Annotated in this window: 25 protein-coding genes; 10 read left to right on the top strand and 15 right to left on the bottom strand. The window is 59.8% G+C overall.

The genetic code is table 11. The features are described from left to right. Positions 1-3: 3 nt before the first annotated feature. The 3 genes from BUE38_RS09550 to BUE38_RS09540 all read right to left on the bottom strand — a co-directional run bounded on the left by BUE38_RS09550 (position 4) and on the right by BUE38_RS09540 (position 4,295). The gene (locus BUE38_RS09550; RefSeq protein WP_143166262.1) at positions 4-1,758 is read right to left on the bottom strand and encodes an ABC transporter permease; all 1,755 of its coding nucleotides are present in this window, start codon (positions 1,756-1,758) and stop codon (positions 4-6) included. Further along, positions 1,745-2,896: an ABC transporter substrate-binding protein gene (locus BUE38_RS09545; RefSeq protein ID WP_234986885.1), complete on the bottom strand. Its 1,152-nt coding sequence runs from the start codon at positions 2,894-2,896 to the stop codon at positions 1,745-1,747. Before BUE38_RS09545 ends, BUE38_RS09550 begins: the two co-directional genes overlap by 14 nt. 247 nt (positions 2,897-3,143) lie before the next feature. Beyond that, positions 3,144-4,295, bottom strand: a complete 1,152-nt coding sequence (locus tag BUE38_RS09540; protein WP_073434956.1) for a phosphotransferase — start codon at positions 4,293-4,295, stop codon at positions 3,144-3,146. A gap of 478 nt (positions 4,296-4,773) precedes the next feature. Between BUE38_RS09540 and BUE38_RS09535 the strand changes: the two genes are divergently transcribed. Next, entirely contained in the window at positions 4,774-6,264 is a 1,491-nt protein-coding gene (locus BUE38_RS09535; RefSeq protein WP_073434955.1) for a SulP family inorganic anion transporter, read from the top strand. Positions 6,265-6,316: 52 nt separating this feature from the next. After that, on the top strand, positions 6,317-7,171 hold the full coding sequence (locus BUE38_RS09530; RefSeq protein WP_073434954.1) for a universal stress protein: 855 nt from the start codon (positions 6,317-6,319) through the stop codon (positions 7,169-7,171). A gap of 177 nt (positions 7,172-7,348) precedes the next feature. Here BUE38_RS09530 and BUE38_RS09525 read toward each other — a convergent pair whose 3' ends face one another. From BUE38_RS09525 to BUE38_RS09510, 4 genes are all read right to left on the bottom strand, one after another. Next, entirely contained in the window at positions 7,349-7,807 is a 459-nt protein-coding gene (locus tag BUE38_RS09525) for a DoxX family protein (RefSeq protein WP_073434953.1), read from the bottom strand. An 83-nt stretch (positions 7,808-7,890) separates the two neighbouring features. Then, a complete protein-coding gene (locus BUE38_RS09520; protein WP_073434952.1) occupies positions 7,891-8,640 on the bottom strand; it encodes an HvfC/BufC N-terminal domain-containing protein in 750 nt (249 codons plus the stop codon). Next, positions 8,637-9,569 (bottom strand): MNIO family bufferin maturase, encoded by a 933-nt coding sequence (gene bufB / locus BUE38_RS09515; protein WP_073434951.1) that lies wholly within the window; start codon positions 9,567-9,569, stop codon positions 8,637-8,639. Before bufB ends, BUE38_RS09520 begins: the two co-directional genes overlap by 4 nt. Before the next feature lie 40 nt (positions 9,570-9,609). After that, entirely contained in the window at positions 9,610-9,891 is a 282-nt protein-coding gene (locus tag BUE38_RS09510; protein WP_073434950.1) for a BufA1 family periplasmic bufferin-type metallophore, read from the bottom strand. Positions 9,892-10,140: 249 nt separating this feature from the next. On the opposite strand from BUE38_RS09510, the gene BUE38_RS09505 reads away from it, so the two are divergent. Both BUE38_RS09505 and BUE38_RS22495 read left to right on the top strand, forming a co-directional pair. Continuing rightward, positions 10,141-10,500 (top strand): RidA family protein, encoded by a 360-nt coding sequence (locus BUE38_RS09505; RefSeq protein ID WP_073434949.1) that lies wholly within the window; start codon positions 10,141-10,143, stop codon positions 10,498-10,500. 37 nt (positions 10,501-10,537) lie between these two features. Further along, positions 10,538-10,780 (top strand): hypothetical protein, encoded by a 243-nt coding sequence (locus tag BUE38_RS22495; RefSeq protein ID WP_143166261.1) that lies wholly within the window; start codon positions 10,538-10,540, stop codon positions 10,778-10,780. Here the strand turns inward: BUE38_RS22495 and BUE38_RS09500 are convergent. The 4 genes from BUE38_RS09500 to BUE38_RS09485 form a co-directional block, all read right to left on the bottom strand. Beyond that, on the bottom strand, positions 10,728-12,263 hold the full coding sequence (locus BUE38_RS09500) for a PhnE/PtxC family ABC transporter permease (RefSeq protein WP_234986858.1): 1,536 nt from the start codon (positions 12,261-12,263) through the stop codon (positions 10,728-10,730). The genes BUE38_RS22495 and BUE38_RS09500 overlap by 53 nt on opposite strands. Beyond that, positions 12,260-13,018, bottom strand: coding sequence for an ATP-binding cassette domain-containing protein (locus tag BUE38_RS09495; protein WP_084541846.1), 759 nt, complete (start codon positions 13,016-13,018; stop codon positions 12,260-12,262). The genes BUE38_RS09500 and BUE38_RS09495 overlap by 4 nt, the downstream gene beginning before the upstream one ends. After that, positions 13,018-13,884: a putative selenate ABC transporter substrate-binding protein gene (locus tag BUE38_RS09490; RefSeq protein WP_073434948.1), complete on the bottom strand. Its 867-nt coding sequence runs from the start codon at positions 13,882-13,884 to the stop codon at positions 13,018-13,020. The genes BUE38_RS09495 and BUE38_RS09490 overlap by 1 nt, the downstream gene beginning before the upstream one ends. 146 nt (positions 13,885-14,030) lie before the next feature. Next, a complete protein-coding gene (locus tag BUE38_RS09485) occupies positions 14,031-14,888 on the bottom strand; it encodes a MurR/RpiR family transcriptional regulator (RefSeq protein ID WP_073434947.1) in 858 nt (285 codons plus the stop codon). Positions 14,889-15,232: 344 nt separating this feature from the next. Between BUE38_RS09485 and zwf the strand changes: the two genes are divergently transcribed. From zwf to BUE38_RS09465, 4 genes are all read left to right on the top strand, one after another. Next, complete coding sequence (zwf, locus tag BUE38_RS09480; protein ID WP_073434946.1) at positions 15,233-16,732, top strand: glucose-6-phosphate dehydrogenase; 1,500 nt, start codon at positions 15,233-15,235, stop codon at positions 16,730-16,732. A 24-nt stretch (positions 16,733-16,756) separates the two neighbouring features. Next, the gene (pgl, locus tag BUE38_RS09475) at positions 16,757-17,434 is read left to right on the top strand and encodes a 6-phosphogluconolactonase (RefSeq protein WP_073434945.1); all 678 of its coding nucleotides are present in this window, start codon (positions 16,757-16,759) and stop codon (positions 17,432-17,434) included. Positions 17,435-17,453: 19 nt separating this feature from the next. After that, complete coding sequence (locus BUE38_RS09470) at positions 17,454-18,116, top strand: bifunctional 4-hydroxy-2-oxoglutarate aldolase/2-dehydro-3-deoxy-phosphogluconate aldolase (protein WP_073434944.1); 663 nt, start codon at positions 17,454-17,456, stop codon at positions 18,114-18,116. Positions 18,117-18,322: 206 nt separating this feature from the next. Next, on the top strand, positions 18,323-18,712 hold the full coding sequence (locus BUE38_RS09465) for a YybH family protein (protein ID WP_073434943.1): 390 nt from the start codon (positions 18,323-18,325) through the stop codon (positions 18,710-18,712). A 139-nt stretch (positions 18,713-18,851) separates the two neighbouring features. Here BUE38_RS09465 and BUE38_RS09460 read toward each other — a convergent pair whose 3' ends face one another. The 3 genes from BUE38_RS09460 to BUE38_RS09450 form a co-directional block, all read right to left on the bottom strand. Continuing rightward, complete coding sequence (locus BUE38_RS09460) at positions 18,852-19,700, bottom strand: LysR substrate-binding domain-containing protein (protein WP_073434942.1); 849 nt, start codon at positions 19,698-19,700, stop codon at positions 18,852-18,854. Positions 19,701-19,841: 141 nt separating this feature from the next. Then, positions 19,842-21,020 carry an amidohydrolase family protein gene (locus tag BUE38_RS09455; RefSeq protein ID WP_073435099.1) on the bottom strand — a complete coding sequence of 393 codons (1,179 nt, stop codon included), beginning with the start codon at positions 21,018-21,020 and terminating at the stop codon, positions 19,842-19,844. Between the two features lie 182 nt (positions 21,021-21,202). Continuing rightward, entirely contained in the window at positions 21,203-21,940 is a 738-nt protein-coding gene (locus tag BUE38_RS09450) for a GntR family transcriptional regulator (protein ID WP_073435098.1), read from the bottom strand. Positions 21,941-22,102: 162 nt separating this feature from the next. On the opposite strand from BUE38_RS09450, the gene BUE38_RS09445 reads away from it, so the two are divergent. Continuing rightward, positions 22,103-22,924 carry an amidohydrolase family protein gene (locus BUE38_RS09445; protein ID WP_073434941.1) on the top strand — a complete coding sequence of 274 codons (822 nt, stop codon included), beginning with the start codon at positions 22,103-22,105 and terminating at the stop codon, positions 22,922-22,924. A gap of 40 nt (positions 22,925-22,964) precedes the next feature. Then, positions 22,965-24,266, top strand: coding sequence for an SLC13 family permease (locus tag BUE38_RS09440; RefSeq protein ID WP_073434940.1), 1,302 nt, complete (start codon positions 22,965-22,967; stop codon positions 24,264-24,266). A 294-nt stretch (positions 24,267-24,560) separates the two neighbouring features. Here the strand turns inward: BUE38_RS09440 and BUE38_RS09435 are convergent, their stop codons facing one another. After that, positions 24,561-25,514 (bottom strand): carbohydrate kinase family protein, encoded by a 954-nt coding sequence (locus tag BUE38_RS09435; RefSeq protein WP_073434939.1) that lies wholly within the window; start codon positions 25,512-25,514, stop codon positions 24,561-24,563. Positions 25,515-25,530 lie beyond the last annotated feature (16 nt).

Raw genomic sequence — 25,530 nt, 5'->3', positions numbered from 1 at the left:
TTTTCAGTGTTGCAATGCGCGGCGCTGACGATAGATCAGGCGCGGCAGCAGTAGGGCGAGGGCGAAGCCCAGAGCAGGCAGCATCAACTGCGCCAGGGCATAGACAGCGGTCAGGCGTCGGTCACCGCCGGAAGCCAGAGTAACGGCCTCGGTGGTCAGGGTGGTCAGGCGGCCTGCGCCAAGAAGCAGGGTCGGAAGATACTGGCCGATGCTGATGGCCAGGCCAATGGCCAGTGCCACGGCGATCGGGGCCAATAGCATGGGCAACCTCACCCGAACAAAGGTAGCACCGGGTGATTGACCGAGAGAAGCCGCCAGCTGTGACCAGCGAGGGTCCAGACGGCGATAGCTTTCGGCCAGCGACAGGAACATGTATGGCAGTACGAACAGGCAGTGACCGAGGATGACCGTCACGATACCGGGAGTGATCGACAGCTGAGCCTGAAGCTGAACCAGCCCCTGGAGAAAGGCCACCGGAGGTATCAGCAACGGCAGATAGAGCACCAGTGTCGCTCCCTTGCCCATTCGGGTGCGGTTGACGGTCTCGCTTTCCAGACAGCCGATGACCAGCAGGATGGCGATCAATGACGAGCCCAGTGCCACCAGCAGTGTGTCCAGGGTGGCGGGGCCCAGACTATCCAGTGCACGTCGCCAGTTGGCAAACGTCAATGGCTCCGGCCAGGCCGATGGAAAGGGCCACCAGGTAGCCATCGACCACAGCAGCAGGCCGCCCAGACTGGCTACCAGTAGGCCGATGCTCAACCAGGACAGGCAACTGCCCAGCAGGCGGCCGAAAGTGGCGGCGGTCCGGCGCTGGCCATTTTCCAGCAGTGAACGGCTCAGCCAGGCAACAAGGCGCTCCAGCAACCACCAGCTCAGCAGGGCGGCAAGCGTCACTCCGAGCTGCAGCAGTGCTCCCGCCGAGGCCATGAAGCGTTGGCTCAAGTCCGGGTCGGCCAGCCAGTGGACGACGCTTACGGCCAGTGGTGGTGGCGTCGAGGGGCCGAGAATCATTGCCACTTCAACGTTCGACGACGAGAAGGCGATCACCGCATACACCGGCAATCGGATCAATGGATAGAGCGAGGGCAGTACCGCCTTGAGGAAGGCCGTCACCGGGGCATAGCCCAGAGCCAGAGCCATGTGGCGCCGCTTATCGGCCTGACACTGCGGTAGCGCCGCCAGGCTCACCAGCAGCAGAAAGGGCACCTCCTTCACCACCAGACCGATGATCAAGGCCAGACCGCTGTGATCGCCGGGGAACAGGTAGTCGGGAGGCACCTCGAAGCCAGTCAGCGCTGGAGACAGCAGCCGCATCAGCAGCCCCGAGGGCGCGAGCAGAAAGGCGATACCGATGGCGGCGGCGGCATGAGGTACCGCCAGCAGTGGCGACAACAGGCGCTGTATCCACCTGAAGGAGCGGGTCTCGGCGAAGGTTGCAAGGCACAGCACGACAATGGTCAGGGCCAGAGCCGTACTTGCCAGACCGGTCACCACACTTAGACGGACCATGCTGTCCAGGCCGGGAGTGCCCAGCAGCTCCTGCCAGGGAGCAAGACTCAGTCGGTTGCCGCCCAGCGCAGGTAGCCAGCCGAATGCCGGACCTGCCGCACCGGCCAGGCCAGCGGCCACTGGCCCTACCAGAAGAATAACGGTCAGTAGTGGTGCCCAGCCGACCAGGCGTGTCCAGACCGTACGCTGGTGCCCGGCATGACGGTGAGAGCCGTGACCAGCGGAAGAGGTATCAGTGGCTGCCATAGCGCTCCAGCCAACCTTTTTCCACCGCTTCCATCCAACTGGGGTGAGGCTCGGGTAGCGTTCTACTCAGGGCCTCCGCAGGCAGGCGAGCCGGGGATTCATCCGCGGGCGTGAGCGCCAGGCGCTGCTGCTCGCTCAGCAGATCAAGATCCAGCACGCTGGGATCGCCCCATACATCGAGACGTTGCTTGTATGCCTGGGCCTCCGGTGACAGCAGGAAGTTGGCGGCAACCATCGCCGCTGCCTTGTGGCTGGCATTGAAGGGAATCGCCACGAAATGGACATTGCCGATGGTGCCGTTGTCCAGCACATAGCTGCGTGTCGAGGGCGGCAGTTGGTAACTGGCCACGGCGGCGGCTGGCTCGGCAGGGTTGAAGGTGAAGGCCAACCACAGTTCACCGTCGCCCATCAGACTCTTCAGCTCTGGACCTGACGAGGGGAAATGCTGCCCCTGGCGCCACAACCAGGGGTGCAACTGATCCAGATAAGCCCAGAGCGGGGCGGTAACCGTCTCGATGTCTGCTTCTTCCGCGGGTTGTTGCAGGACCTCGGGATCCTCGCTCAGTTCGATGAGCGCCTGCTTGAGAAAGGTCGAACCGTGGAAATCGGGTACCAGCGGATAGGCAAAGCGCCCGGGATTCTGTTCCGCCCACGCCAGCAGTTCGGTGAGGTCTCGAGGGGGATTCTCGACGCGCTGGCTATCGTAATAGAAGGTCAACTGCGCCTTGCCCCAGGGCGACTCGTAGCCTTCGGTAGGAATGGTGAAGTCCGTGGTCATTTCCGCCTGTTGCGATGGATTGGTCAGCGCGAAGTTGGGCAGGTGCTCGGCCCAGGGGCCAAAAAGCAGGTCATTGGCTTTCATGGCCGCGAAGTTCTCGCCGTTGATCCAGATCAGGTCGATGGCTCCCCGGTCGTCGTTGCCGGCAGACTTCTCGGCCAGCACTCGGGATACCGCTGCAGCGGTATCGTCCAGCTTGACGTGTACGAGCTCGATATCCCAGCGTTGTTCGAGCTGATCACCGACCCAGTCGATATAGGCGTTGACGTTGGAGTCGCCTCCCCAGGCGTTCCAGTACAGACTCTGCCCCTGTGCCTGATGCTCGACATCGGCCCAGTCATTGGGCAGCGTATCGGCCATGGCGGAGGTCGCTGTCAGGGCCAGGCCCAGTGTTCCGGCAAGCCCCACTTTTCCTGCAAGAACCAGGGCTCCGGCGAGACACCGGCATGGGAGCGAAAGGCATGGAGGCTGTGGCATATGGGCTTTCCTGTCCTGGTTCCTGTAGAGCGTACGGTAGGTTCTCTGGCGGCGCGTACAATCGGTTGTCGCGAAACTGTTCTGCAAGGTGGTGCAGGATGCGCTGAGTCGGGCGGGTGAAGGGCGTGCATCAGGCAGCATCAGCGAGTTCCCTGAGTTCGCGCATCACTCGCTGGAGGATCGGCAGCGACAGGTAGTGGTCGACGCGATTCCGTACGTGTTGAATCAAGGCGTCATCACTGAGCTGTGAAGACCAGTCCTCGCCGTGGTGACTGGAATCGGCCATGCGTTGCTGTGTTGCCTTCCACTTGGCGCACCAGGTTACGGACCATAGCCACATGGCCTGGCGACAGGCGATCAGGTCTCGCCAACTCTGGACATGTCGATCCGGGCCCATGCGATCCTGCCAGCGCTGATAGAGCGCTACGATATCTTCGGTAAACAGGATAGCGCGAGTATTGATGTCCCAGGTTGTCGAGGTGTAAAGGCTCATATGAGCCAGATCAAAGCCAGGTAATGAGTAGCGACATTTCTCCAGGTCCACCAACACGGCACGACCCGTGCGTTCGATCAGAAAATTGCCTGGATGGGCATCAAAGCTGATCAGCCGGGTGGCATCACGAGAATGTTCAAGCCGTTCCGGCAGTGTACGCAGGGCGCGCTCGATGGCTTGAAGGCTATGCGGACTGAGTCCGGCAGCGTGAAGATATTCCGCCTGGTGGCGAATTTCACGTTGCATGTCCTGCCAGGGATCAAGAGGGCAGTCCAGGGGCTGGCTGGCCGTTGGTAGCGGTAGGCGGTGCAGGCTGGCGAGCGCCTCGGTCATGGCCGGAAGGTCATTGGGCAGGTCGGCGCTGCGCCCGTCAATGGCTTCCACCAGCAGCGCGCCGCGAGGTAACAAGTCATCGCAGGGCAGGCAGCCATGTAGTCGGGGCGTATGACCTCCGGCCTGGGCTCGTGCGAAGCAGGCTGCCTGGTAGGCGAGGTTGTGTTCGGCATCGAGTTGCATCTGGCTCTGCTTGGGTATGCGTGCCACCCAGTCATCCCGCTGGGCGCTGGTTCGACCGCAGGCGTGGGTCTCACGGTGTGCAGAGATGTGTCTTGCAGATCCGTCGATATTGCGCAGACATGGTAGGCGCACGTGCCAATGTGCCAGCCCCGTATCGGGCAGTGGCCGGAGTTGGTGGCATTCAATATGAGAGCCCTGTCGCTCGAGGCTGCGTAGCAAGGCATCCATCGGTGCCTTGTGGTTGGCGGCCTGATTCTGGGCGCACTGTTCCATGTCTCATTCCTGAGCAGTTTCATGCTTGGTCGATGACCCCCGGGAATCCTTACACTTCGAGGTGGGTTGTTCCAGCCCGGATGTCAGCGCGAGTGTCTGCAGGTAGGCTCACGGTCGGCTGACCAGCTGGAGTGCCATTAACGACCGGGAAGTGTTAGAATCCTGGCCGATCCTGTGTCTGCCCCATCAGTTGGTGGGGCACCGGAACATTACCTTTCGGCAAGGGGCCTGCTTCTCGCCAGGCTCATGCCTGTACCGCTTGAATCCTGTAGACCAAGGAATTTCATAGACGTGATCGTCTTCACCGCCAGGCGTATGACTCCGCCCTAGGTCTCCTCACTTCGCCGCTTCCGTCGGCGAGAATTCCCGTGCGCGGCCCTTTTCGAGGGCTGGCGGACGTTGCTGTGCCCTCATCCTACTGACTTGAACAACCTGTGCCATGTCTACACGGCATGGCTGCCTGCATCTGGACCTGCGAATGATTCGATCAATCAAGCAAGACTGGTTTTCCAACATCAAGGGCGACGCCCTCTCCGGCATCGTGGTGGCATTGGCCCTGATTCCCGAGGCGATTGCCTTTTCCATCATTGCCGGGGTGGATCCCAAGATCGGCCTCTATGCTTCCTTCTCCATGGCCGTGATCATCGCCTTTGCCGGTGGGCGTCCGGGAATGATCTCGGCGGCCACTGGCGCCATGGCGCTGTTGATGGTGACCCTCGTCAAGGAGCATGGTCTGGAGTATCTGCTGGCGGCGACACTGTTGACCGGTGTGCTGCAGATTCTGGCCGGTTATCTACGCCTGGCCGACCTGATGCGCTTCGTCTCGCGTTCGGTGGTGACCGGCTTCGTCAATGCGCTGGCGATTCTGATCTTCATGGCCCAGTTGCCCGAGCTGACCAACGTCACCTGGCACGTCTATGCGATGACGGTGGCCGGACTGGCGATCATCTATCTGTTCCCCTACATCCCGGTGATCGGCAAGACACTGCCGTCTCCGCTGGTCTGTATTCTGGTGCTGACTGGCGTGTACCTGGCGACCGGTATGGATATTCGCACCGTCGGTGATATGGGCGAGCTGCCGGATACTCTGCCGATGTTCCTGTGGCCGGATGTGCCGCTCAATCTGGAAACCCTGGCGATCATCTTCCCCTATGCGGTGATGCTGACGGTGGTCGGCCTGCTCGAGTCGATGATGACCGCCACCATTGTCGATGATCTGACCGATACGCCCAGCGACAAGAACCGTGAGTGCAAGGGCCAGGGTCTGGCCAATATCGGCACCGGTCTGCTCGGTGGCATGGCCGGGTGCGCGATGATCGGCCAGTCGGTGATCAACATCAAATCCGGTGGTCGTGGGCGCCTGTCGACATTCCTCGCTGGTGTCTTCCTGCTGCTGATGGTGGTATTCCTGTCCGACTGGGTATCACGTATTCCCATGGCCGCACTGGTGGCGGTAATGATCATGGTCTCCATCGGTACCTTCAGCTGGAGTTCATTGCGTGACCTCAAGAAGCATCCGCTGTCGTCCAATATCGTCATGGTGACCACGGTGGCCGTGGTCGTGGCGACCCATAACCTGGCGATCGGGGTCTTTGTCGGCGTCTTGCTGGCCGCGTTGTTCTTTGCCAACAAGGTGGGCAACTTTCTGCACATCGCCAGTGATGAATTCGAGAACGGCAATGGACGTCGTTATCGGGTGGTCGGCCAGGTGTTCTTTGCTTCTTCGAAACACTTCTCCGAAGCCTTCGATTTCAAGGAAAGTAACGAGAAGGTGGTGATCGACCTGTCGAGTGCCCATTTCTGGGATATCACCTCCGTGCAGGCTCTTGATATGGTGGTGATCAAGTTCCGTCGCGAAGGCACCGAGGTGGAGCTGATCGGGCTCAACGAAGCCAGTGCGACCGTTGTCGATCGTTTTGCCATCCACGACGATCCCGCTGCAGTGGAAAAGCTGATGGGCGGTCACTAGGTTCAGGTTCAAGCGCCTGGATTTGGAAAGGATTGGAACAAGGAACAACACAATGACAGAACAGGTAATGGCCGCCATCGACGGCTCGCAGTTCTCCGAAGGTGTTTGCGACGGTGCGGCCTGGGCCAGCAAGGCGCTGGATGCGCCGCTGGCATTCCTGCATGTGGTGGATAACCACCCGCAGACGGCAGAGGCTGACCTGACCGGCAATATCGGGCTGGGGGCCAGGGAACACCTGCTCGAGGAACTGGCCAGCCTTGATGAACGACGGGCGAAGATTGCCCAGGAGTACGGGCGTGGTCTGCTCAAGGCAGCGACGGAGCGCGCTGTGGAGCAGGGTATCAGCGATCCGGCATCACGGCAGCGCAACGGCACCGTGGTCGAAACGCTGGTTGAGCTCGAGAGCGATATTCGCCTGCTGGTGATCGGCAAGCGTGGCGAAACGGCTCAACAGGCCAGCGAGCACCTGGGTTCCAACCTCGAGCGGGTGGTGCGCAGCATGCATCGCCCGATACTCATGGTGCCGGGAGAGTTCGCTGTCCCTCAGCGGGTGATGATTGCCTTCGACGGCAGCAAGACGACCCGCAAGGGCGTCGAGATGCTGGCCAGTAGCCCGTTGTTCAAGGGCATAGCCTGTGATGTGGTGATGGTCGGTGCCGATACCGGTGACCAGCGCTCACAACTGGAGTGGGCACTGGCCACACTGCGTGATGCCGGCCATGACGCCAATGGCGATATCGTCGCCGGTGAAGTGGAGGAGTCACTGCGTACCTGGCAGCAGGAGCACGGCATAGACATGATCGTGATGGGCGCCTACGGCCATACCCGCATCCGCCACCTGCTGGTTGGCAGCACGACCACCGGTGTATTGCGGGGAGCCAACGTGCCGGTGCTGCTGTTGCGCTGAGCATAGAGCTACAAGCTGTAAGTTTTAAGCTGTAAGTAACCCCGAACCCAGGCTCGAGTCTCGAGGCTGGGCTTGTCTGTGATCCATGGGGCGGCACTGGACAGCTCGTTACTCGCGACCCACATGGATGTGGGAAGTGCGATTATTCGTCTGGAACGAATATAGCCGGCTCGAAGCTCACTTCCTCCGACATATCCTTTCGATCAGATAATCCACTGATACCACCCCCGGGCCGCGCAGTATCAACACCAGCAGACTGGCGGCCCAGAGGCCATGGGTGACCCAAGCGTCGGGATAGACGAAGGTCTGGATCACCGCCGTCATCGTCAGCAGCCCCAGTGCCGCCAATCTGGTCCCCAGCCCCGCCCAGATCAGCAACGAAAACGAGAACTCACCGATGGTTGCCAGCCAGGCGGCCAGCTCGGGCGGCAGGATCGGCAGCGCATATTCTTCGCTGAACAGAAAGTAGGTGCTGGGCGCCAGCCCGAAACCCTCCACCTTGGTCAGCGCTGACAGGAAGAACACGCTGCCGATGACCACGCGCATCAGCAGCAGCACTGGATCCAGCGGGAAGCGCTCGAGCCGTGGGCGAAGCTGCTCTCTGAAGACCGTCACCAGACATTGAATAAAGGTCATATGGGGTATTCCTGTTCATTTTTCTGAATAGTGGTATGCAGTAGTGAATGGTGTGCGGTAGTTGGTGATGCGTTTTCGGGTAGTCATGTGTCTGCGGATGGTGTGGCGATGGTCAGGGCGCCCAGTGCCAGCAGGTTGCCTAGCGCCATACCCAGCGTATCGGGGGAGTCGAGTTCGGCCATCAATGCTTCAAGGATGTCGCCGAGGGGCTGGTCGGGGCTGATGGAGCAATAGAGTTGCGCTGTGGTGCTATCCAGTCGAGTCAGGCGGACTCGTTGCTGGTGGCGCAGTATCAGCCAGTCGCCTGGTCCGCCATGGCCAAGGCTGGCGGTCGGCGAGCCCTGCTCCAGGCTATGCCAGAGTGCCTCCACATCATGCCGACAGTGAACATGACGACTGGCCGGTAGTGGTGAGGCATGCAGGGATTCAAGGTTCAGTTCCGCCAGCTGTTCCGGGGTAAGAGCCGGGGCTTCAGCGGCACGGCTGACTTCCAGTCGTGCGCACTCGAGGCGGCAGATATCGCCAACAAAGCAATAGTTCTCGAGACTGGGCAGAGTGTCGAGTCGCTCGGCCAGGTCCCGGCCATAGCGATTCAGGCGGGGGTCCGTCGGTGGAGATTCCAGCACATGGTCGTTGGCCATGGTGTCGAAGAATCGCTCACCCAGCAGTTGGCGCGTATGTGGATAGGCTTCGCCGAGTGCCGCGATCAGGCTGGTGCGGATGTTGTTGCGGTAGACATCCAGGCCATTGAGCTGACCGAGATCGGCATCCGCCTTGCCGGGACGTTGCATGGCATCTACGAAGCGCTGTTGCCAGTCGGCGAGACCGCTCATGATACTGCCCTCGAAGCGACGAAGGGGGCGGTATCACCGGTGCCGAGAGTCGTGTGACGCTGACGATGAGCCAGGTCGGCTTCCTCCAGCCAGCGTGTCAACGAAGGGACATTGTTGTCCCATTCGATCAGGGTCGGTATTTGCGGCGCCAGACGTATGACCTGTTGATAGAGGTGCCAGACAGCATCGGTGACAGGACTACCGTGATCGTCGATATAGAGTGGCGGTGAAGCCTGCTCATCCAGGCTGTGGCCCGCGAGGTGCCACTCGCCAACGGCATGCCAGGGAATATCGGCAAGATAACCGCCGAGGTCGCGCTCCATGTTGGCGGCACTGATGAAGGCGTTGTTGACGTCAAACAGCAGGCCGCAACCGGTGCGTTCGATGATGCGATCGAGAAAGTCGGTTTCCGTGAAGGTATTGAGGGCGTCGAGTCTCACGTAGAGACTGGGGTTCTCCACCAGGATACGCCGCCCGAGACGCTGTTGTATGCAGTCGATATTGGCACACAGAACCTCCAGTGATTCCTCGGTGAGAGGTACCGGCAGCAGGTCGTTGTAGCTGTGTCCGTCGAGCCGGCTCCAGGCCAGATGTTCGGATACCAGAGCGGGTTGAAGCGTGTCGACCAGTTGCTTGAGGCGCTCCAGGTGTCGGGGGTCGATACCTTCGGCGCTGCCCAGCGACATGCCGACGCCATGCACGGATAACGGATAGCGGGCGGCAAGAGACAGCAATCGTTCCTGCACTGGGCCGCCGGCGTTCATGTAGTTCTCGGCGTGTAGTTCGAGGAAGTCTGGCCCTGAGTCAATCTCCAGTAGCGCATCGGCATGCTGGTGTTTGAGGCCGATGCCGATGGCACCAGATACCAGATCAGGTTGGTGTGGCAGCGTCATGGCCATACCCCGGCGGTAATGGATGGTGTAGGCCATATCGCACCCGAGGCGCGATATGGTCAGGAGCGAGCGGGCTTCAGGGGCGCTCGACTTCACTCAGGCTACCCATGCCGTGAGGGGTCTCGATGCTGGTACAGGTGCCTTCAGGAACCAGTGTCCAGGCATTACCCTGGTAGTCGACAGTAGAGGTGCCTGCACAGGTAGTACCGGGCCCAGCCTTGCAATCGTTCTCGCCAGCGAGGGCGACGCCATAGCACTTTTCCATGGCTTCATCGTCAGCGGCCAGTGCGCTGGTAGCCATGCCAGCCTGAGCCATTGCGGTCGTCAGTACTGCAGCCATCATCATTGAGCGTTTCATGGACAAGATCCTCATGGTTATTTACGAAAGCAGCTGTTATTGCGCTGCTGTTTCTGTGTCGCTGGAGGCATGGATTCCTGACATGGCCATTTGATGAAATGCGTGAAAAATGAGTATCAGTAATAGGTCAGGATTCGATATATTTTCCGATATGCCGCATTCGATATTAATAACTGCCGCCATGAATGGTTGATATTAATGAGATGTTCGGTGTTTTTAGTAATAAAAACTTTTCAAGGAGGTTGAGGAATGAGCATTCAGCGTCATGACACCCAGGCCCGTATGAGCCGTGCAGTGATTCACAATGGGACAGCCTGGCTGTGTGGCCAGGTCGCAGGCCCGGAAGCGCGTAACGGTGATATCAAGGAGCAGACCGAAAGCATGCTGGCGCGCGTCGATGCGCTGTTGAAGGAAATCAACAGCAGTCGCGAGCAGATGCTCAGTGCCACCATCTACCTGGCGGATGGCGCTGACTTTGCGGCCATGAATGAGGTCTGGGATAGCTGGGTACCGGAAGGGCATGCCCCGGCTCGTACCTGCGTCGTCGCGCCGATGCCGGCCAGGGAACTGCGTGTCGAGATCACCATTACGGCACTGGTTGATGCCTGATTGAGTTATTAACCCGGCATGCTTTTATGTTGGGTTAATGGCGACACAGGGACGTGTCGCCGTCGGCCATCAGGCCGACGCGAGGCCGCACCACACCAGCAGATCCGCGCATCTGCACCAGTGTGGTGCGGACGACAATCAAATCGATCAGGATGAGCTATTTGATTGCCATGTTAATAGCTACGAGCCACGAGCAGCTCGAGCGCAGCATACTCGTGGCTCGAAGCTCACCTTGGATAGCTCAGTTGCTCCTGACGCAGACAGGGATCGTCGTGGGTGACATCTCTGGGTCTGAGGCGGCGTGCCAGTGCATCGACCAGCACGTTGAGGCAAGCGGTAATCAGCAGCAGGGCGAAGGCCACATCGAACATCAGGGTCTGGAAGTAGTCGTCGATCACGTAGCCCAGAGTCGCTACTCCCAGCATGCCGAGGATAGCGCTCTCGCGCAGAATCACCTCGGCACGGTAGTAGAGCAGGGCGAGTAGGCCTGGATAGACCCGTGGCAGCAGCTCGTAGGCCAGACGTCCGCTGGCGGGAAGGTCTGGCATTCCCGGTTCAAGAGAGTCTGCGTGGCGGGCGACAAGAAAGGCGATCAGGGCGCCGTTGTGCAGCGCCAGAGCCAGCCAGGCGGGTAACAGTGAAGGCCCCAGCAGCAGCAGGAAGACGAAGGCCAGCATCAACTCCGGTGTGGAACGCAGAAATACCAGCAGGCCGGATCCTGCGGCGCGAGTCAGCCGATTACCGAAATGCCGTGAAGCCAGCGGCCAAAGCAGCATGGCAATCACCAGGCTGCCGGCAGTCCCCAGTAGACCCAGTAGCAGGGTATTGCCGATGGCCGGCAGAAGCTCGGGAATGTCGCGTGCCCAGGCGACAAGTCCCGGCAGATCACCGCTGAGTAGAGGAGCTGGCCAGATATCGGTGGACAGGAAACGCCACAGTAGGGCGCCATCAATCTGTGGCCAGGGACCGAGCAGCAACAGGCTGCCCAGGGTCAGCGGTAGCAGCAGGCGCCGATGTGCCCACCAGGGGAGGCTGGCAATCAGTGCATAGAACAACCACATCACCGCCCCGGCCTCGAAATAGCGTCCTTCGCGAAAGGCACTCTCCAATTGGAAACCGAGTGTGGGCAAGCCCACGAAACCCAGCAGCACACTGGCGCGTAGCCCACATTCGAAGCGGTAGCGGGTGTAGGCGGCCAGTTGACCGAAAGCCAGTGGCAGTTCGCAATAGAGGAAGCGCGACAGGCGCCCTGTCCCCTGGGGGAGGGCGTCATCGGCAGCGGAAGGCGTGCTCTCCAGAATCTCGGCGTAGACCTTGGCAAAGATACCGGCATAGGGGATGGCCAGAGCAGCCAGCGCCGTCAGTGCAGAGAGTCCGAATATCTGTAGAAACAGCAGTGCCCAGAACAGTTCGTGGATGGCACGGACAAACGCACAACCGGCCCTGACCAGACGCGAGCGAGAGAACAACAGGGCCAGCGGGAAGCCCAGTACAACTCCCGCCAGCGTACCCCAGAGGGCAACAGATACGGTCAGGCCGAGCGCCTTGAACGGTGCATCGATGCTACCGAAATGGGGCATCAACAGGCCCTGGGCAATGCGCCCCAGTTCCGCCCAGGGATCACGGCTGAGGACATGGAGATCGGCCAGTGGCATGAGCAGCAGGGTGATCGCGAGCAGGGTCAGACTATGGCGAGCCAGCCGAGCGCCGATGCCCGTGCCACGCAATAGCCCTGGATAACGATCACCGTATTTCAGACTCACGAGCGCCCTCGATGACAGCGCAGTGAACCCTCGGGCGTAGCGGACTTCTCTTGCGCCTGTACTGTGGTGGATTCCGGGAGGGAGGCGACGGCACTGGGGTAGAGGGCGTCGAGATCGGCCAGGCTCAAGCGGTTGCTCGGAGCATCGAGCACCAATCGGCCATCGGCAAGGCCCCAGACACGATCAAAGTGTGTCAGCGCCAACTCGCGCTGGTGCAGGGCGATGATGGAGCCACGATGACGTTGGTCGATCATCTCCAGCAACCCCAGCGCCTGGTGCGGGTCTACGCTGGCCACGGGTTCGTCGCCGAGGAAGATGTCGCGTTGTTGATGAAGGGCGCGACCGATGGCGACACGCTGTCGCTGACCGCCGGAGAGCCGCGACACCGAGCGCTTCATCATTCCTTCGAGTCCCAGCGGGCCGCACAACTCGGCGATTTCCTGCCACGCACGCGGCAATGGGCGAGCCAGGTTCCACAGATTGACCAGCGCCGAATGCTGGTCGAGGCGCCCCATATAGATGTTGAGATACACCGACAGAGGGCCAACCAGACCATGGTGCTGAGGGCACCAGGCGGCCTGTTGTCCGAGGCGCTGACGGAGAGCAGCCAGTAGCGTGGACTTGCCGACGCCACTTTCTCCCAGCAGGGCTACCCGTTCTCCAGCATGCAATGACAGGCTGACGTCACGGATGATGACCTGGTCGCCGTAACCCAGCGATTCCTGGTCAAGCTCGACCAGCACCTCGGCTGTCATCAGCGTACCAGACCGAGATTCTCGGCCACTTCCTCGATCGGGGCATACATGCTGTTGTCGGCGGGAATGAATCCGGAGCGTGGGAAGCTCGCGAGCAGCTCGGGATCGGTCATATCCAGCAGTACCTGGCGAACATCGTCGGTGAAGCCATCACCGAAGCGCTCGTCTGCATCACCTCGCAGTGTCCACTGGTAGTCCGGGTAGCTGGGCGTGGTCCAGATGATCTGTACCTTGTCGGTATCGACACGTCCGTCCTCGACTGCGGCATCCCAGACACTGAAGTTGACCGCCCCGATATCGTAGGTGCCGGCCTCGACCAGTGCGATGGTGCGCGAGTGGTCGCCGGAGAAGCCAACCCTCGAGAAGGTTTCCTCGGGATCTGCTCCGAATCGCTGGCGAAGATAATGTTCCGGCATCAGGCGGCCCGAGGTGGAGGTCTTGGCGCCGAAGGTGAAGGTCATACCTTCTACGGCATCCGGTAGTTCATCGCCGGATTCCAGCCCGGTGCTGTCGTGGGCAATGAAGTAGCTGGTGAAGGCGGCATCCTCTGCCCCCTGCGCCAGGGCTACAGAGTCGGGTACCAGACGCCTCGCCTGGACGCCGGATAGACCACCGAACCAGGCCAGTTGTACCTGGTTGTTGCGGAAGGCGGTCACGGCGGCGCCATAGGACTTGACCGGCACATACTCGACGTCGACACCCAGTTGCTCCTCGAGATAATCGGCGACTTTGGTGAAGCGTTCGACGAGGCGTGATTCATCCTCGTCCGGGATCGCCGTGAAACGGAAGGTGTCGGCCATGGCAGAAGTGGCGGCGAGTGGCCCGGCAAGCAGAATCAGCCCCAGCGCGGACAGGGTATGGCGCATATTCAGGTATCCCGATTGAAGTCGATGGTCGGCATTATAGCGGTGACCGCTGCTGTGGCAGAACCCTGTACCGCGAATCAGCCTGGGGCCGCTTGACCCTCGCGCTGCCGGGTACCGGCGGCGCGAGGATTATGCCTGGAGGGAGGTCAGTGCTCGAGAGGGTAGCGAGTATCTCGGAGACTGTCCTTGATCTTCTTGAGATGGTGCAGGAAGTCTTCACCTCGACGCAGGGTTACACCGGTGGCCAGGACATCGATCAGTGCCAGCTGGATCATGCGCGAGGTCATCGGCATATAGTGCTCGGTATCTTCCGGAGCACTGATGTCGAGCGTCTCGGTGCACTGTCGAGCCAACGGCGAATCAGGGGCAGTAATGCCCAGCACCACAGCGTCGTTCTCGCGAGCGAGGGCGGCAATGTCGACCAGCTCACGGGTGCGCCCGGTGTAGGAGAGCATGACCACCACATCGCCGGTGTGGCAGGCCGAGGCGACCATGCGCTGCATCAGCACATCGACGTAAGCCGTCACCGGCAGGTTGAAGCGGAAGAACTTGTGTTGTGCGTCCTGAGCGACGGCACCCGAAGCCCCCAGACCAAAGAAGTGAATCTGCTTGGCCTGGATCAGGTAATCGACCATGCGATCGACCCGAGCAGGAGAGACCTCACGGCGCGCCAGATCGAGGGCGGCGATGGTCGCGCCGAAGATCTTGCCGGTATAGGCTTCCGCTGAATCATCCGGTTCCACCGCCTGGCTGACATAAGGAGTACCACCTGCCAGACTTTGAGCCAGCTGGATCTTGAAGTCGGGGTAGCCCTTGGCATCGAAATTACGGCAGAAGCGGTTGACGGTCGGCTCGCTGACCGAAGCCGCCTGGGCCAGACTGGCAATACTCATGCCGGTAGCGGCCGCGGGATCGGCGAGGATGACATCGGCGACCTTGCGCTCGGAACGATTGAGCTCTTCCAGTCGGTCGCGTATGCGTTGGATAAGGTCGTGACGAACCATGATCAGGGGCGCTCCCTTGCGATACCTGGGGAAGTCACGGGGTAAGGCGACTTCGTATGGTGGTAATGCATATTGTGGTAATGCATGTATGTGGTGATACAGCGATGTAGTGATTTAACCACGTAATGTCGGCTATCCTGGCATGCTGGGGGACGGTGTCCAAGATCCATGTTCCAGGATCTACGTCCAATGTATAAGCGCGGAATAGCCAATATTTGTGTAAGTTTACAAAATATTGGTTGCCCTGGTCGCGTATTTTCCACTATTTTTTTGTAAACTTAGGAACTCATGGTCAGGCGAAGGGCTGCCAGCCAGGTGCTTCCCTTGAGGATACGAGGACGGTTATGACACGACACACCCGATCCAGTAGCGCAGAGCGTACCGATATTGATCTGGCGCTGTTCGGCGCGTTGGGCGATCTGTCTCGGCGCAAGCTGTTTCCGGCGCTTTACCATCTCGATCGGGAAGGGTTGCTGGATGATGATACCCGGATCCTTGGCCTGGCGCGTCAGGATCTTTCCCTGGACGAGTTCCGGAGTCAGATCGAGGCAGCGTTGAAGCAGTACGTCAAACCGGCTGAACTGGTCGAAACGGCGCTGACACGCTTTCTCGAGCGCCTGTCGTTCCTGACAGTGAACTTCAAGAGCGTCGATGGTTACAGCAGCATCCGCGAGTGGCGTGAGACCGCCAGCAGCGAACGTCCGCTGGTGGTATACCTGGCCGTTGGCGCTAGTCTCTACGGAGATATCTGCCGTTACCTGCAGGAAAGTGGCAGCCTCGACGACGAGAGCCGCGTGGTGGTAGAGAAACCGATCGGTTATGGCCTCGAGTCCTCGAAAGTGGTCAACGATGCGATTGGTGAGGTCTTCCCTGAGTCCCGTGTCTATCGGATTGACCATTACCTGGGTAAGGAAACGGTTCAGAACCTGATTGCCTTGCGCTTTGCCAATCCGCTGTTCGGCACCCAGTGGAACCAGAATCATATCTCCCACGTCGAGATCACCGTCGCCGAGAAGGTAGGGATCGAAGGGCGCTGGGGCTATTTCGATGAAGCCGGACAGCTGCGGGACATGGTGCAGAACCATCTATTGCAGTTGGTCTGTCTGATTGCCATGGATCCGCCGGCCAACCTTGATGCCGATGCCATCCGTGACGAGAAGGTCAAGGTGCTCAAGGCGCTCAAGCCGTTCACCGATGACATGATCGGGAGAGATGTGGTGCGTGGTCAGTACACTGCCGGTACCAGTGACGGCCAGAGCGTGCCGGGTTATCTCGAGGAAGACGACGCCAATATCTCCAGTCACACCGAAACCTTCGTGGCGATGAAGACTGAGGTGGCTAACTGGCGTTGGGCCGGAGTCCCCTTCTATTTGCGGACCGGCAAGCGTATGCCCGAGAAGCTGTCGCAGATCGTCATTCACTTCCGGCAGCAGCCGCATTACATCTTCGACCCCGATCAGCGGGCACTGGCAGCCAACAAGCTGATCATTCGTCTGCAGCCCGATGAAGGAATACGCCTCGAGGTGTTGACCAAGGACAGTGGGCTCGACAAGGGCATGCGGCTGCGCCGTGGTCCGTTGCAGCTGGACTTCAACAATGCCTTCCCTCAGGCACGTATCCCGGATGCCTATGAGCGATTGCTGCTTGAGGTCATGAAAGGGCAGCAGTACCTGTTCGTGCGCCGGGATGAAGTGGAGCATGCCTGGAAATGGTGTGACGATCTGATCGCCGCCTGGAAGGATCGCAACGAACCGCCGCGTCGTTATCCGGCCGGCTCATGGGGGCCTGTGGCATCCATTGCCATGATCACCCAGGACGGGCGCAGCTGGTATGAAGACTATTGAGGCGTTGGTACGAGGATTATTGATATGAGCGCTAATGCTGCAACTCCCCGTGAGCATCTGGCTCATCAACTGGCCGAGGCGGTGGCCGAGGCGCTGCGTACTGACCTGACCCGTCAGGCGCGGGCGTTGCTGGTGGTATCCGGTGGCTCAACCCCGGTGCCGTTCTTCGCGGCCCTGGCCCACCAGGAGCTGGCCTGGGATCGTGTCGACATCACCCTCGCTGATGAGCGTTGGGTGGCGGAAGATGCCACTGATTCCAATGCCCGCCTGGTGCGTGAGCATCTGCTGGTCGGCAAGGCGCAACAGGCTCGGTTCATACCGTTGACGACCGGACATTCGACGCCGGAAGAAGGTGTCGAAGAGGTCGCCGGTCGCCTCGAACAACTGACCTGGCCCGCCAGCGTGGTGATTCTGGGTATGGGAGGCGATGGTCACACGGCGTCATTGTTCCCGGACAGCCGCGAACTGAGTCTGGCGTTGGCCACCGATGCAACGGTTGTCGCAGTGCGCACGCCCAGCCAGCCTCAGGCTCGGATCACGCTGAGTGCCGAGCGTCTCCATCATGCCCTGCGCCATGTATTGCACATTTCTGGCGATGACAAGCGCACGGTGCTGGGGCGAGCGATGTCAGGTGATGATGTCCGCGAGCTGCCCATCCGAGCCTTCCTCAGTTGCCCGCTGGCCATCTATTGGGCCCCCTGAATTCTCTGGAGCAAAGTTCATGACCATCGAAAAACAGCTGCCGTCCACACGCACCACGGAACTCGACAGCATCTGCCTCAAGGCTGAAGTCATTCCGGTGATTACCGTCAATCGTATCGAGGATGCGGTACCCATGGGGCGGGCACTGGTGGAAGGGGGCCTGACGGTTCTCGAGGTGACGCTGCGTACCGACTGCGCCATCGAGGCCATCGCACGGCTCAAGAAGGAACTGCCCCACGCCAGTATTGCAGCGGGTACTGTGCTGACACCTGCCCAGTATCGCCGGGTCGAAGATGCCGGGGCGGATTTCATCGTCACTCCGGGGGCCACGGAAGCCCTGTATCGCTATGGCGTCGAGAGTCCTGTGCCGATGCTTCCGGGGGTGGCAACCATTTCCGAGTTGATGACCGGCTGGCAGTACGGCTATCGCCGCTTCAAGTTCTTCCCTGCCGAAGCCAGTGGCGGCGTCAAGGCACTCAAGGCCTTTGGTGGTCCGATCGGTGAAGCACGCTTCTGTCCGACCGGTGGTATCAGTCTCGACAATGCGGCCGATTATCTGGCGCTGCCCAATGTCATGTGCGTCGGTGGCTCCTGGCTGACACCGTCCTCGCTGGTTGATGCCGGCGACTGGGATGGCATCCGCCAGTTGGCAAGGGAAGCCGCCGACCGCTTCCATCACTGATTCACGAGTGGTGATCCCGGGCAATCCCGTACTCTGATCACCACTCGCCAACCGAGCTCTCTGCACGGAACGGCGTCATGCCACTCCATGTGCTCTCTCGACAGCTGGTGCTGTCCTTGATCCGGCCTCTGGCCGGATTTTTTTGTATGTCTGCAATTGGTAACTAAACTTGATCGCAGGGTTTAGTTTGCAGGAGGTAAAGCAGCATGAGCACTGATGAGGAGGAAATTCGACAACTGGTCGAGTCATGGATACAGGCCACGCGTGAAGGGGATATCGACAGCGTACTGTCCTTGATGACGGATGATGCTGTGTTTCTTGCCTCGGGACAGTCGCCTATGGGCAAGGAGGACTTTGCCACGATGGCTCGGGCTCAATCAGGTTCCGAGGCAGCGAGGATTGACGGCAGGAGTCGCATTCAGGAAATAAAGGTGTTGGGCGACTGGGCCTGGATGTGGACCGAACTGACGGTAACCGTCATGCCTTCCTCCGCAGAGAGTATCGTTCGCTCGGGGCATACGCTCTCGGTGCTCACAAGGGAAGGCGGCAAATGGCGGTTGGCAAGAGATGCCAACATGCTATCGGTAGTGTCATGACCCTGGCGTTATTAACCCGGCATGCTTTTATGTTGGGTTAATGGCGGCACAGGGACGTGCCGCCGAAAATCAAATCGATCAGGATGAGCTATTTGATTGCCATGTTAATAATTAAAGGTTTTCCTGACATTGCTCTTCCTCAGCCCAGCAAGCCTTTCAGCAGCTCAGCCAGCTCTCTGACCCGGACGTCTGCCGTCGGGCGGTGCAGAATGACGATCTCCATGGTGTCGACGGGCGCCAGTCCATGGGTTTCGTCCAGCACTACATGCTGGTCAGAGGTGGCGCGAGCGGGCAACAGGCCCAGCCCCATGCCTTCGGCCACAGCCGACTGGATACCGCTGAGGCTTGAGCTGGTGAAGCTGATTCGCCAACGGCGACCGAGTGATTCAATGGCGTTGATCATTTCTTCTCGATACAGCCCTCTGGGAGGAAATGTCACGATCGGAACTGGGTCCCGGGACAAGGATGCGGCACCGTGGCCGTCTATCCACCAGAGTTCTTCAGGACTGCAGGCAACTCCCGCCCGACTGTGCTTGCGCTGCTTGATGATGATCAGGTCGAGTTCGCCGTGATCGTAGCTCTGACAGAGGTCACGGCTCAGGCCACTGGTGACTTCCAGCTTGACGAGAGGGTGTTGTCGATTGAAGGCGGACAGCAGCTCTGTGGTAGGGCCTGCAACCAGGTCATCGGGGAGCCCCAGTCTGACCGTGCTTTCTATTTCTCCTGCCAGAACATCGAGTAATTCATCATTCAGAGCCAGCATGCGCCGGGCATACCCGAGCACGGTTTCCCCTTCATCTGTTGGCTGTACCTGGCGATGATGACGATCGAGTAGCCGGTGCCCGGCGACCTCTTCCAGGCGACGAACCTTCTGGCTGACCGTGGACTGGGTCGAGTGCAGGCGGGCTGCCGCTGCGGTGAAGCTACCGCAGTCAGCAACCATGACGATGGTTCTCAGAAGTTCCAGATCAAACAGCCGGGGATTCATGCCTTTACTCGCGAGTCTCGAAATATCTCCGCCAGATGATAACCGTTTGAATCGAGCTTGAGAGAAAGGAGTGCTCAGGAAGTCGATTCATCTGGAGCCAGGGCAGAGGATGCACCGTGATGCAGGCATCTGTCGGCCATCTCAAGCCGGCGTTTCGGGTGTCCAGAACCTGCCCTTTCTGACGATCTCCCGCCGAGGCGTGACCTCGGCCACTGCGGCGGCGGCGTTGGGGGCGTCCAGAACGAGGAATGTGGCTTCGTGGCCGGGAGCAAGGCCATAGTCGTCCAGCCCGATCACAGCGGCACTGGCCCGAGTCGCCATGTCTAGCGCGACATTCAGTTCCTCATCGGTATAGAAGCCGGAGCGATAGGCCACCAGCATGGCACGTTGGAGCATGTCACCGTTGCCGTAGGGCCACCATGCATCGCGGATGTTGTCGTTGCCGGCGAATACATTGACCCCCGCTTCGCGTAGCGTCAGAACGGGTGGGAAGTCATGGTTGCCGGGCGCATTGGTCATGATGGCAACTCCTGCGTCGGCCAATGCCTGGGCAATGCCATCCAGCGTTTCACCTGATACATCACCAAGGCTATAGGCATGGCTGACGGCCACACGGCCAGCCATGCCGAGGGCTCGGGTTCGCTCGGCGATGCGGTAGAGCTGCTGGATACCCTGTTGTCCGGGTTCGTGCAGATGAATGTCGACCTTCACGTCGCGCCGGTCGGCAACCCCGAAGACAACGTCGAGTTGGCGGTCAGCGGCACCGTCAAGGGTGGTCGGGTCGATACCACCCACCACCTCGACTCCATCCTGAATCGCCGCATCGAGAATATCGGCCGTTCCTGGGCTGGAGATGACGCCGGCCTGGGGAAAAGCAACCAGTTCGATATTGACGATATCACGCCACTTTTCGCGTGCCTCCATGACGGCATGCAGGTGGGTCAGGCCGGTTGTGGAATCGATATCGACGTGACTGCGCATGGCGACTGTCCCGAAGGATACGGCCTGCTGAATCAATGCACAGGCGCGTTCGGCAATGGGGGCCGCCTGGGCCAGCTGCCTTTTCTCGATGGCCAGACGGTGCTTGAGGTCATGAGCGGGATGATGGGGCTGCCAGCGATCGCCAACGAAACTCTTGTCGAGGTGAATATGACCGTCGACGAAACCGGGGATCACCAGACGATCCTGCAGATCGATGATCTCTGTAGGCTCGCGGTCAGGGCGTTCGGCGCTTATGTCGACGATGTAACCGCCCTTGACCGAAATGTTGATCTTGCTGCCGTCAGCGGAGAGGGCATTGACGAAGAGGCGTTCAGTCACATTGGGTCTCGCGTGGTGAAAGGTAAACAGGACCTGGCCTTGCAGGAAGTGACCCAACGATAGGGGATGCTGGCGACCAGCATCCAATTAAATATGTGGATGCCGAGTATCTGTGAATCGAATCATGCGGAATGGGAGATCAGCCAGCGCCACGGCTTCCGGCACCGTGGCGCTGGCTCGTTTCAGGAAATATCGATCTGGTAGTGGAAGGTGCTGGCGCCGCCGCGGGAGCGCCGGTATTCAAGCGGTGAATGGTCATAGCCCTGAGCGACTCGATCGATGATCACCACGGGGGAGCCCTGAGGAATTTCCAGAGCGGAGGCGGTCTGTTGATCGGCGCATGAAACGCGCAGGGATTCCCGAGCCGCTGCAATCATTTGACCGCATTCCTGCTCGTAGAAGGGGTAGAGCAGGTTGCCGAAGGCCTGCAGGGGAATGTCTGCCAGTGCATGGAATCGAGCGTATGGCAGCCAGATGTCCTCACAGAGCATCGGGACTCCTTCGATGCGTCTGATGCGCTTCAGGTAGACGGCTTCTGCCTGCGCTGAGAGGCCGAGGGCGATACTGACATATTCGGGGGGCACGATAGTGCGGCGTTCGAGAACCTGGCCTTCCGGGATGATACGTTCGCCTGCCGCATTGGTCTGGCGAAAGAAGCGCAGAAAGGAACTTTCGAAATCCGGACGCCGGACAAAGGTCCCGCGTCCCTGGTTACGCTGCAGCAGACCATCGCTTACCAGAGTGTCTACGGCCTTGCGCACGGTGCCTACTGCAACACCGTATTCTTGCGTCAGTTCGGCTTCCGTGGGGATCGGAGTGTCGGGCTTCCATTCGCCGGAGGATATCCGCGCCTGTATTTCCTCGCGCAACCGCTGATACAGCGGTAGCCGTTCATCGGCGCGTAACTTGCGGGTTTTCATATAGATATCCATATGACAAGACAACAGGATGGTAATGACGTTACCACCTTTAGTCGTAGTCCTCGACTTTTACCGCGATATCTTTGGTAGAGTGCAATTCATATAGATGAATGTATGAATTTGGCGCTAATGGCGTCTCATTGCTTCGGAGGATACGTTTTCATGGGGCATGCACCACGTCCGTCCGTCACCGGCGTCGATAGTCACGCTCATGTCTTCGAGCCTGGCTTGTCGCTGGTGGCAGATCGCCGCTATAGCCCTGACTATCCGGCATCGGTGGATAGTTATCTGGCCCATCTGGATCGCGCTGGACTGTCGCACGGCGTCCTGATCCAGCCCAGCTTTCTGGGGACCGACAACAGCTTCATGCTCGATTCCCTGCGGGCGCACCCACAGCGGTTACGAGGTGTTGCCGTGGTGGATCCGGATGTCACTGACAGCACCCTGGATGAGCTGGATGCCGCCGGTGTTGTCGGCATTCGGCTCAATCTGGTTGGCAAGTCACCGATGGGTTACGCCGGAGCCCAGTGGCGTCAACTGTTCAAGCGCGTGGCGGCGCGTCGCTGGCAGATCGAGATCCAGCGCCACATCGAAGACCTTTCTGACGTTATGGGCGTAGTGCTGCCATCGGGCGCCGAGGTGGTGATTGATCATTTTGGGCTTCCCGCCGGGATGCCGGCGGAGCCGAGAAACGGTCATCGTGCCTTCCTCGAACGGCTTGCCAGCGGGCAGGTCTGGGTGAAGCTCTCGGCGGCATATCGCAGTGACCTGACGCTTGAGCAAGCTGGACAGTGGCTGGAGGGGATGCTGCGCGCGGGCCTCCCGGAAGAGCGCCTGTTATGGGGCAGCGACTGGCCTCATACACGCCACGAGTCCCAGCAGAGCTATCAGGGCCAGTGGCAGTTGCTGGAAGGGCTGATCGTGGACCCGTCGCTGCGGCGGAGGGTTCTGATCGATAACCCGCGGGAGGTGTTCAGGCTATGAGCGTCTTGCGCCACACGGATTTGTTCAGGAGTACTAGCCCATGATGAGTGCCATTGTTGTCGCGGCCATTGTGATGTCCATCGTGTTGGGCTATCGAACCCGGATCAACATAGGGCTGTTCGCGATTGCCTTCGCCTATTTGATTGGCTGCTTCGGGCTGGGGCTGAAGCCCACCGATGTCATTCTGATGTGGCCACTCAAGATCTTCTTCATCATCTTCTCGGTATGCCTGTTCTATGGCTTTGCCATCGTCAATGGCACCCTCGAGAAGCTGGCCGAACACATGATGTATCGTTGCCGGCGATTCCCGCACATGATGCCCTACGCCATCTTTCTGGCCTCCCTGCTGATTGCCGCGATGGGGGCGGGTTACTACACCGTATTGGCCTTTATGGCACCGATCACGTTGCTGCTGTGTGAAAGAACCCGGTTGAGCCTGATTGCCGGAGGTATGTCCGTCAACTACGGAGCTCTTGCAGGGGCCAACTTCGTCTCCAGCCAGAGCGGTATCATCTTTCAGGGATTGATGGTCAATGCCGGGGTTGCCGAGAACGAGGCATTCATCAACGGTCTGGCCATCTTTGCCGGTACCACCATCATTCCATTGGTGGTGATCACCGGTTTTGTGTTCTTCACCCGCAGCAAGGAGGCCATGGCCGATTCACTGAGTGATATCGCCAGGCCGACCTCGTTGACGCGCGAGCAGAAAGCCACGCTGATGCTGACACTGATCATGATGGCCTGCGTGTTGTTGCCGCCTATTCTGCAACTGCTGGTGCCGGACAATGAGGCAATTGTCTTCATCAACTCCCGAGTCAACATTGGGTTGATTGCCAGTATCTTCTCGGTGATTGCACTGTTGATGAAGCTCGGTGACGAAAGAAAGGCCATGGCTGCATTGCCATGGGGTACGATCATCATGATCTGCGGCGTAGGCATGTTGATCTCGGTGGCCATTGAGGCCGGTGCGATCGATCAACTGGCTTCCTGGATCGGAACCAGTATTCCTGCCGTACTGGTACCAGTGGTTTTTGGTGTGGTGTCGGCATTCATGTCATTGTTTGCCAGCACCCTGGGCGTTGTCACACCAGCGCTGTTCCCGATCGTACCATCGATTGCCAATACGCTGATGATCGACCCGATGATCATCTTCGTGTGCATCGTTGTTGGCGCTCAGGCAACGGCGATTTCTCCCTTTTCCTCCGGCGGCAGCTTGATTCTCGGTTCCGCACCACTGGAAAGAGAGCGCTCCACGTTGTTCAACGGCTTGCTGTTTCGCGCGGCACCACTGGGATTCGTCGTTGCGGTTGCTTTCAACCTGATGCTGACCTTCCTTGCCTGACGCTTCTGCTTCGTGACTGGAAGCGGCAATCCGGGCCTCGCTGGGCCCGGATTGCATGGCATGGTGCAGCCAGGGGGGAGTCAGAAGATATGGATTCTGCCGTCCTCGTAGAACGCACGACAATCGCTGGCATGTCTATAACGGTCTTCGATGATGTTGTGGAAGCAACATTGGAGTGACGAGTGCGCTACTCTCGAGCTTGAGCCCCAACTCCTGTTCTTGTCTGTGATCCAGAAGAGGGTACTGGATAGCTCTTTGCTCGTGTCTCGAAGCTCGTGTCTCGAAGCTCGTCGCCTACAACCCCACATCCTCTCGTGTCGGCAGGGCGGCGTAGGCGCCGGGGCGTGTCACCGCATGGGCGCCGCAGCGGCACGCCAGGCTCAGGGCATGGTTGAGGAAGTCGGCGTCATACTGCCAGCCATCCTGCTGCCAGTCGTGTGCGGCCAGAGCGGCGAGCAGGCCGCCGATGAAGGCGTCACCACCGGCGGTAGTGTCCACGGCTTCCACTATTGGGGGCGTCATTCGGGTGATGTTGGATGAGGTATACGCCGAGACGTCACCTGGTCCATCGGTAATCACGATCAACCTGGCGTTTGCCGCCAGTCGCTGTGCCAGCCAGTCCTCGCGAGGGTGAGCGCCGCGCAGGGCGTCGAGCTCGTCAGTGGACAGTTTGATCAGGTCTGCCTGATCAAGCAGACGGGTCACCAGTGCAACGTCAACCTCGTGGTCGGGCCAGAGGTTGTGGCGCAGGTTGGCGTCGACACTGACCAGACTGCCCGAGCGCCGGGCCATCTCGGTAATAGCCAGGGTGGTCTGGGCGATGTCCGGATCGGTCAGGCTGTTGCTGCACAGGTGAACAATGGCCGGGTCGGCGAACACACCTGCAGGCAGGTGCTCGGTGCGATAGAGCAGGTCGGCAGCCGGGGGGCGATAGAAGTCGAAGGTACGTTCGCCGCTGCTGTCCCGTGACACAAACGCCAGCGCGGTACGCGCCTGGTCTGTGCGCACGACACCGCTGACATCGACGCCGTGGTGACGGAGTTCCTGTGCCAGGAAGTCGCCGAAGTAGTCGGCTCCGAGCATACCGAGAAAGCGGCTGTTCAGGCCGAGGCATGCACAGGCCACCGCGACATTGGCGGGGGCTCCACCAGCATAGGGGGTGAAGGTCTCCGGCCCCTGTCTATCATCGCCGAGGCGACTGGAAAGCATGTCGACGAGGGCTTCGCCGAAGGCAATGACCGGGGTCATGCGAGATCTCCTGTCG

Origin of the sequence: Halomonas cupida, assembly GCF_900142755.1 — a bacterium.
Classification (GTDB): domain Bacteria; phylum Pseudomonadota; class Gammaproteobacteria; order Pseudomonadales; family Halomonadaceae; genus Halomonas; species Halomonas cupida.
Note: the sequence above shows the minus strand (reverse complement) of the source record. Positions and strands in the feature narration are given on the sequence as shown.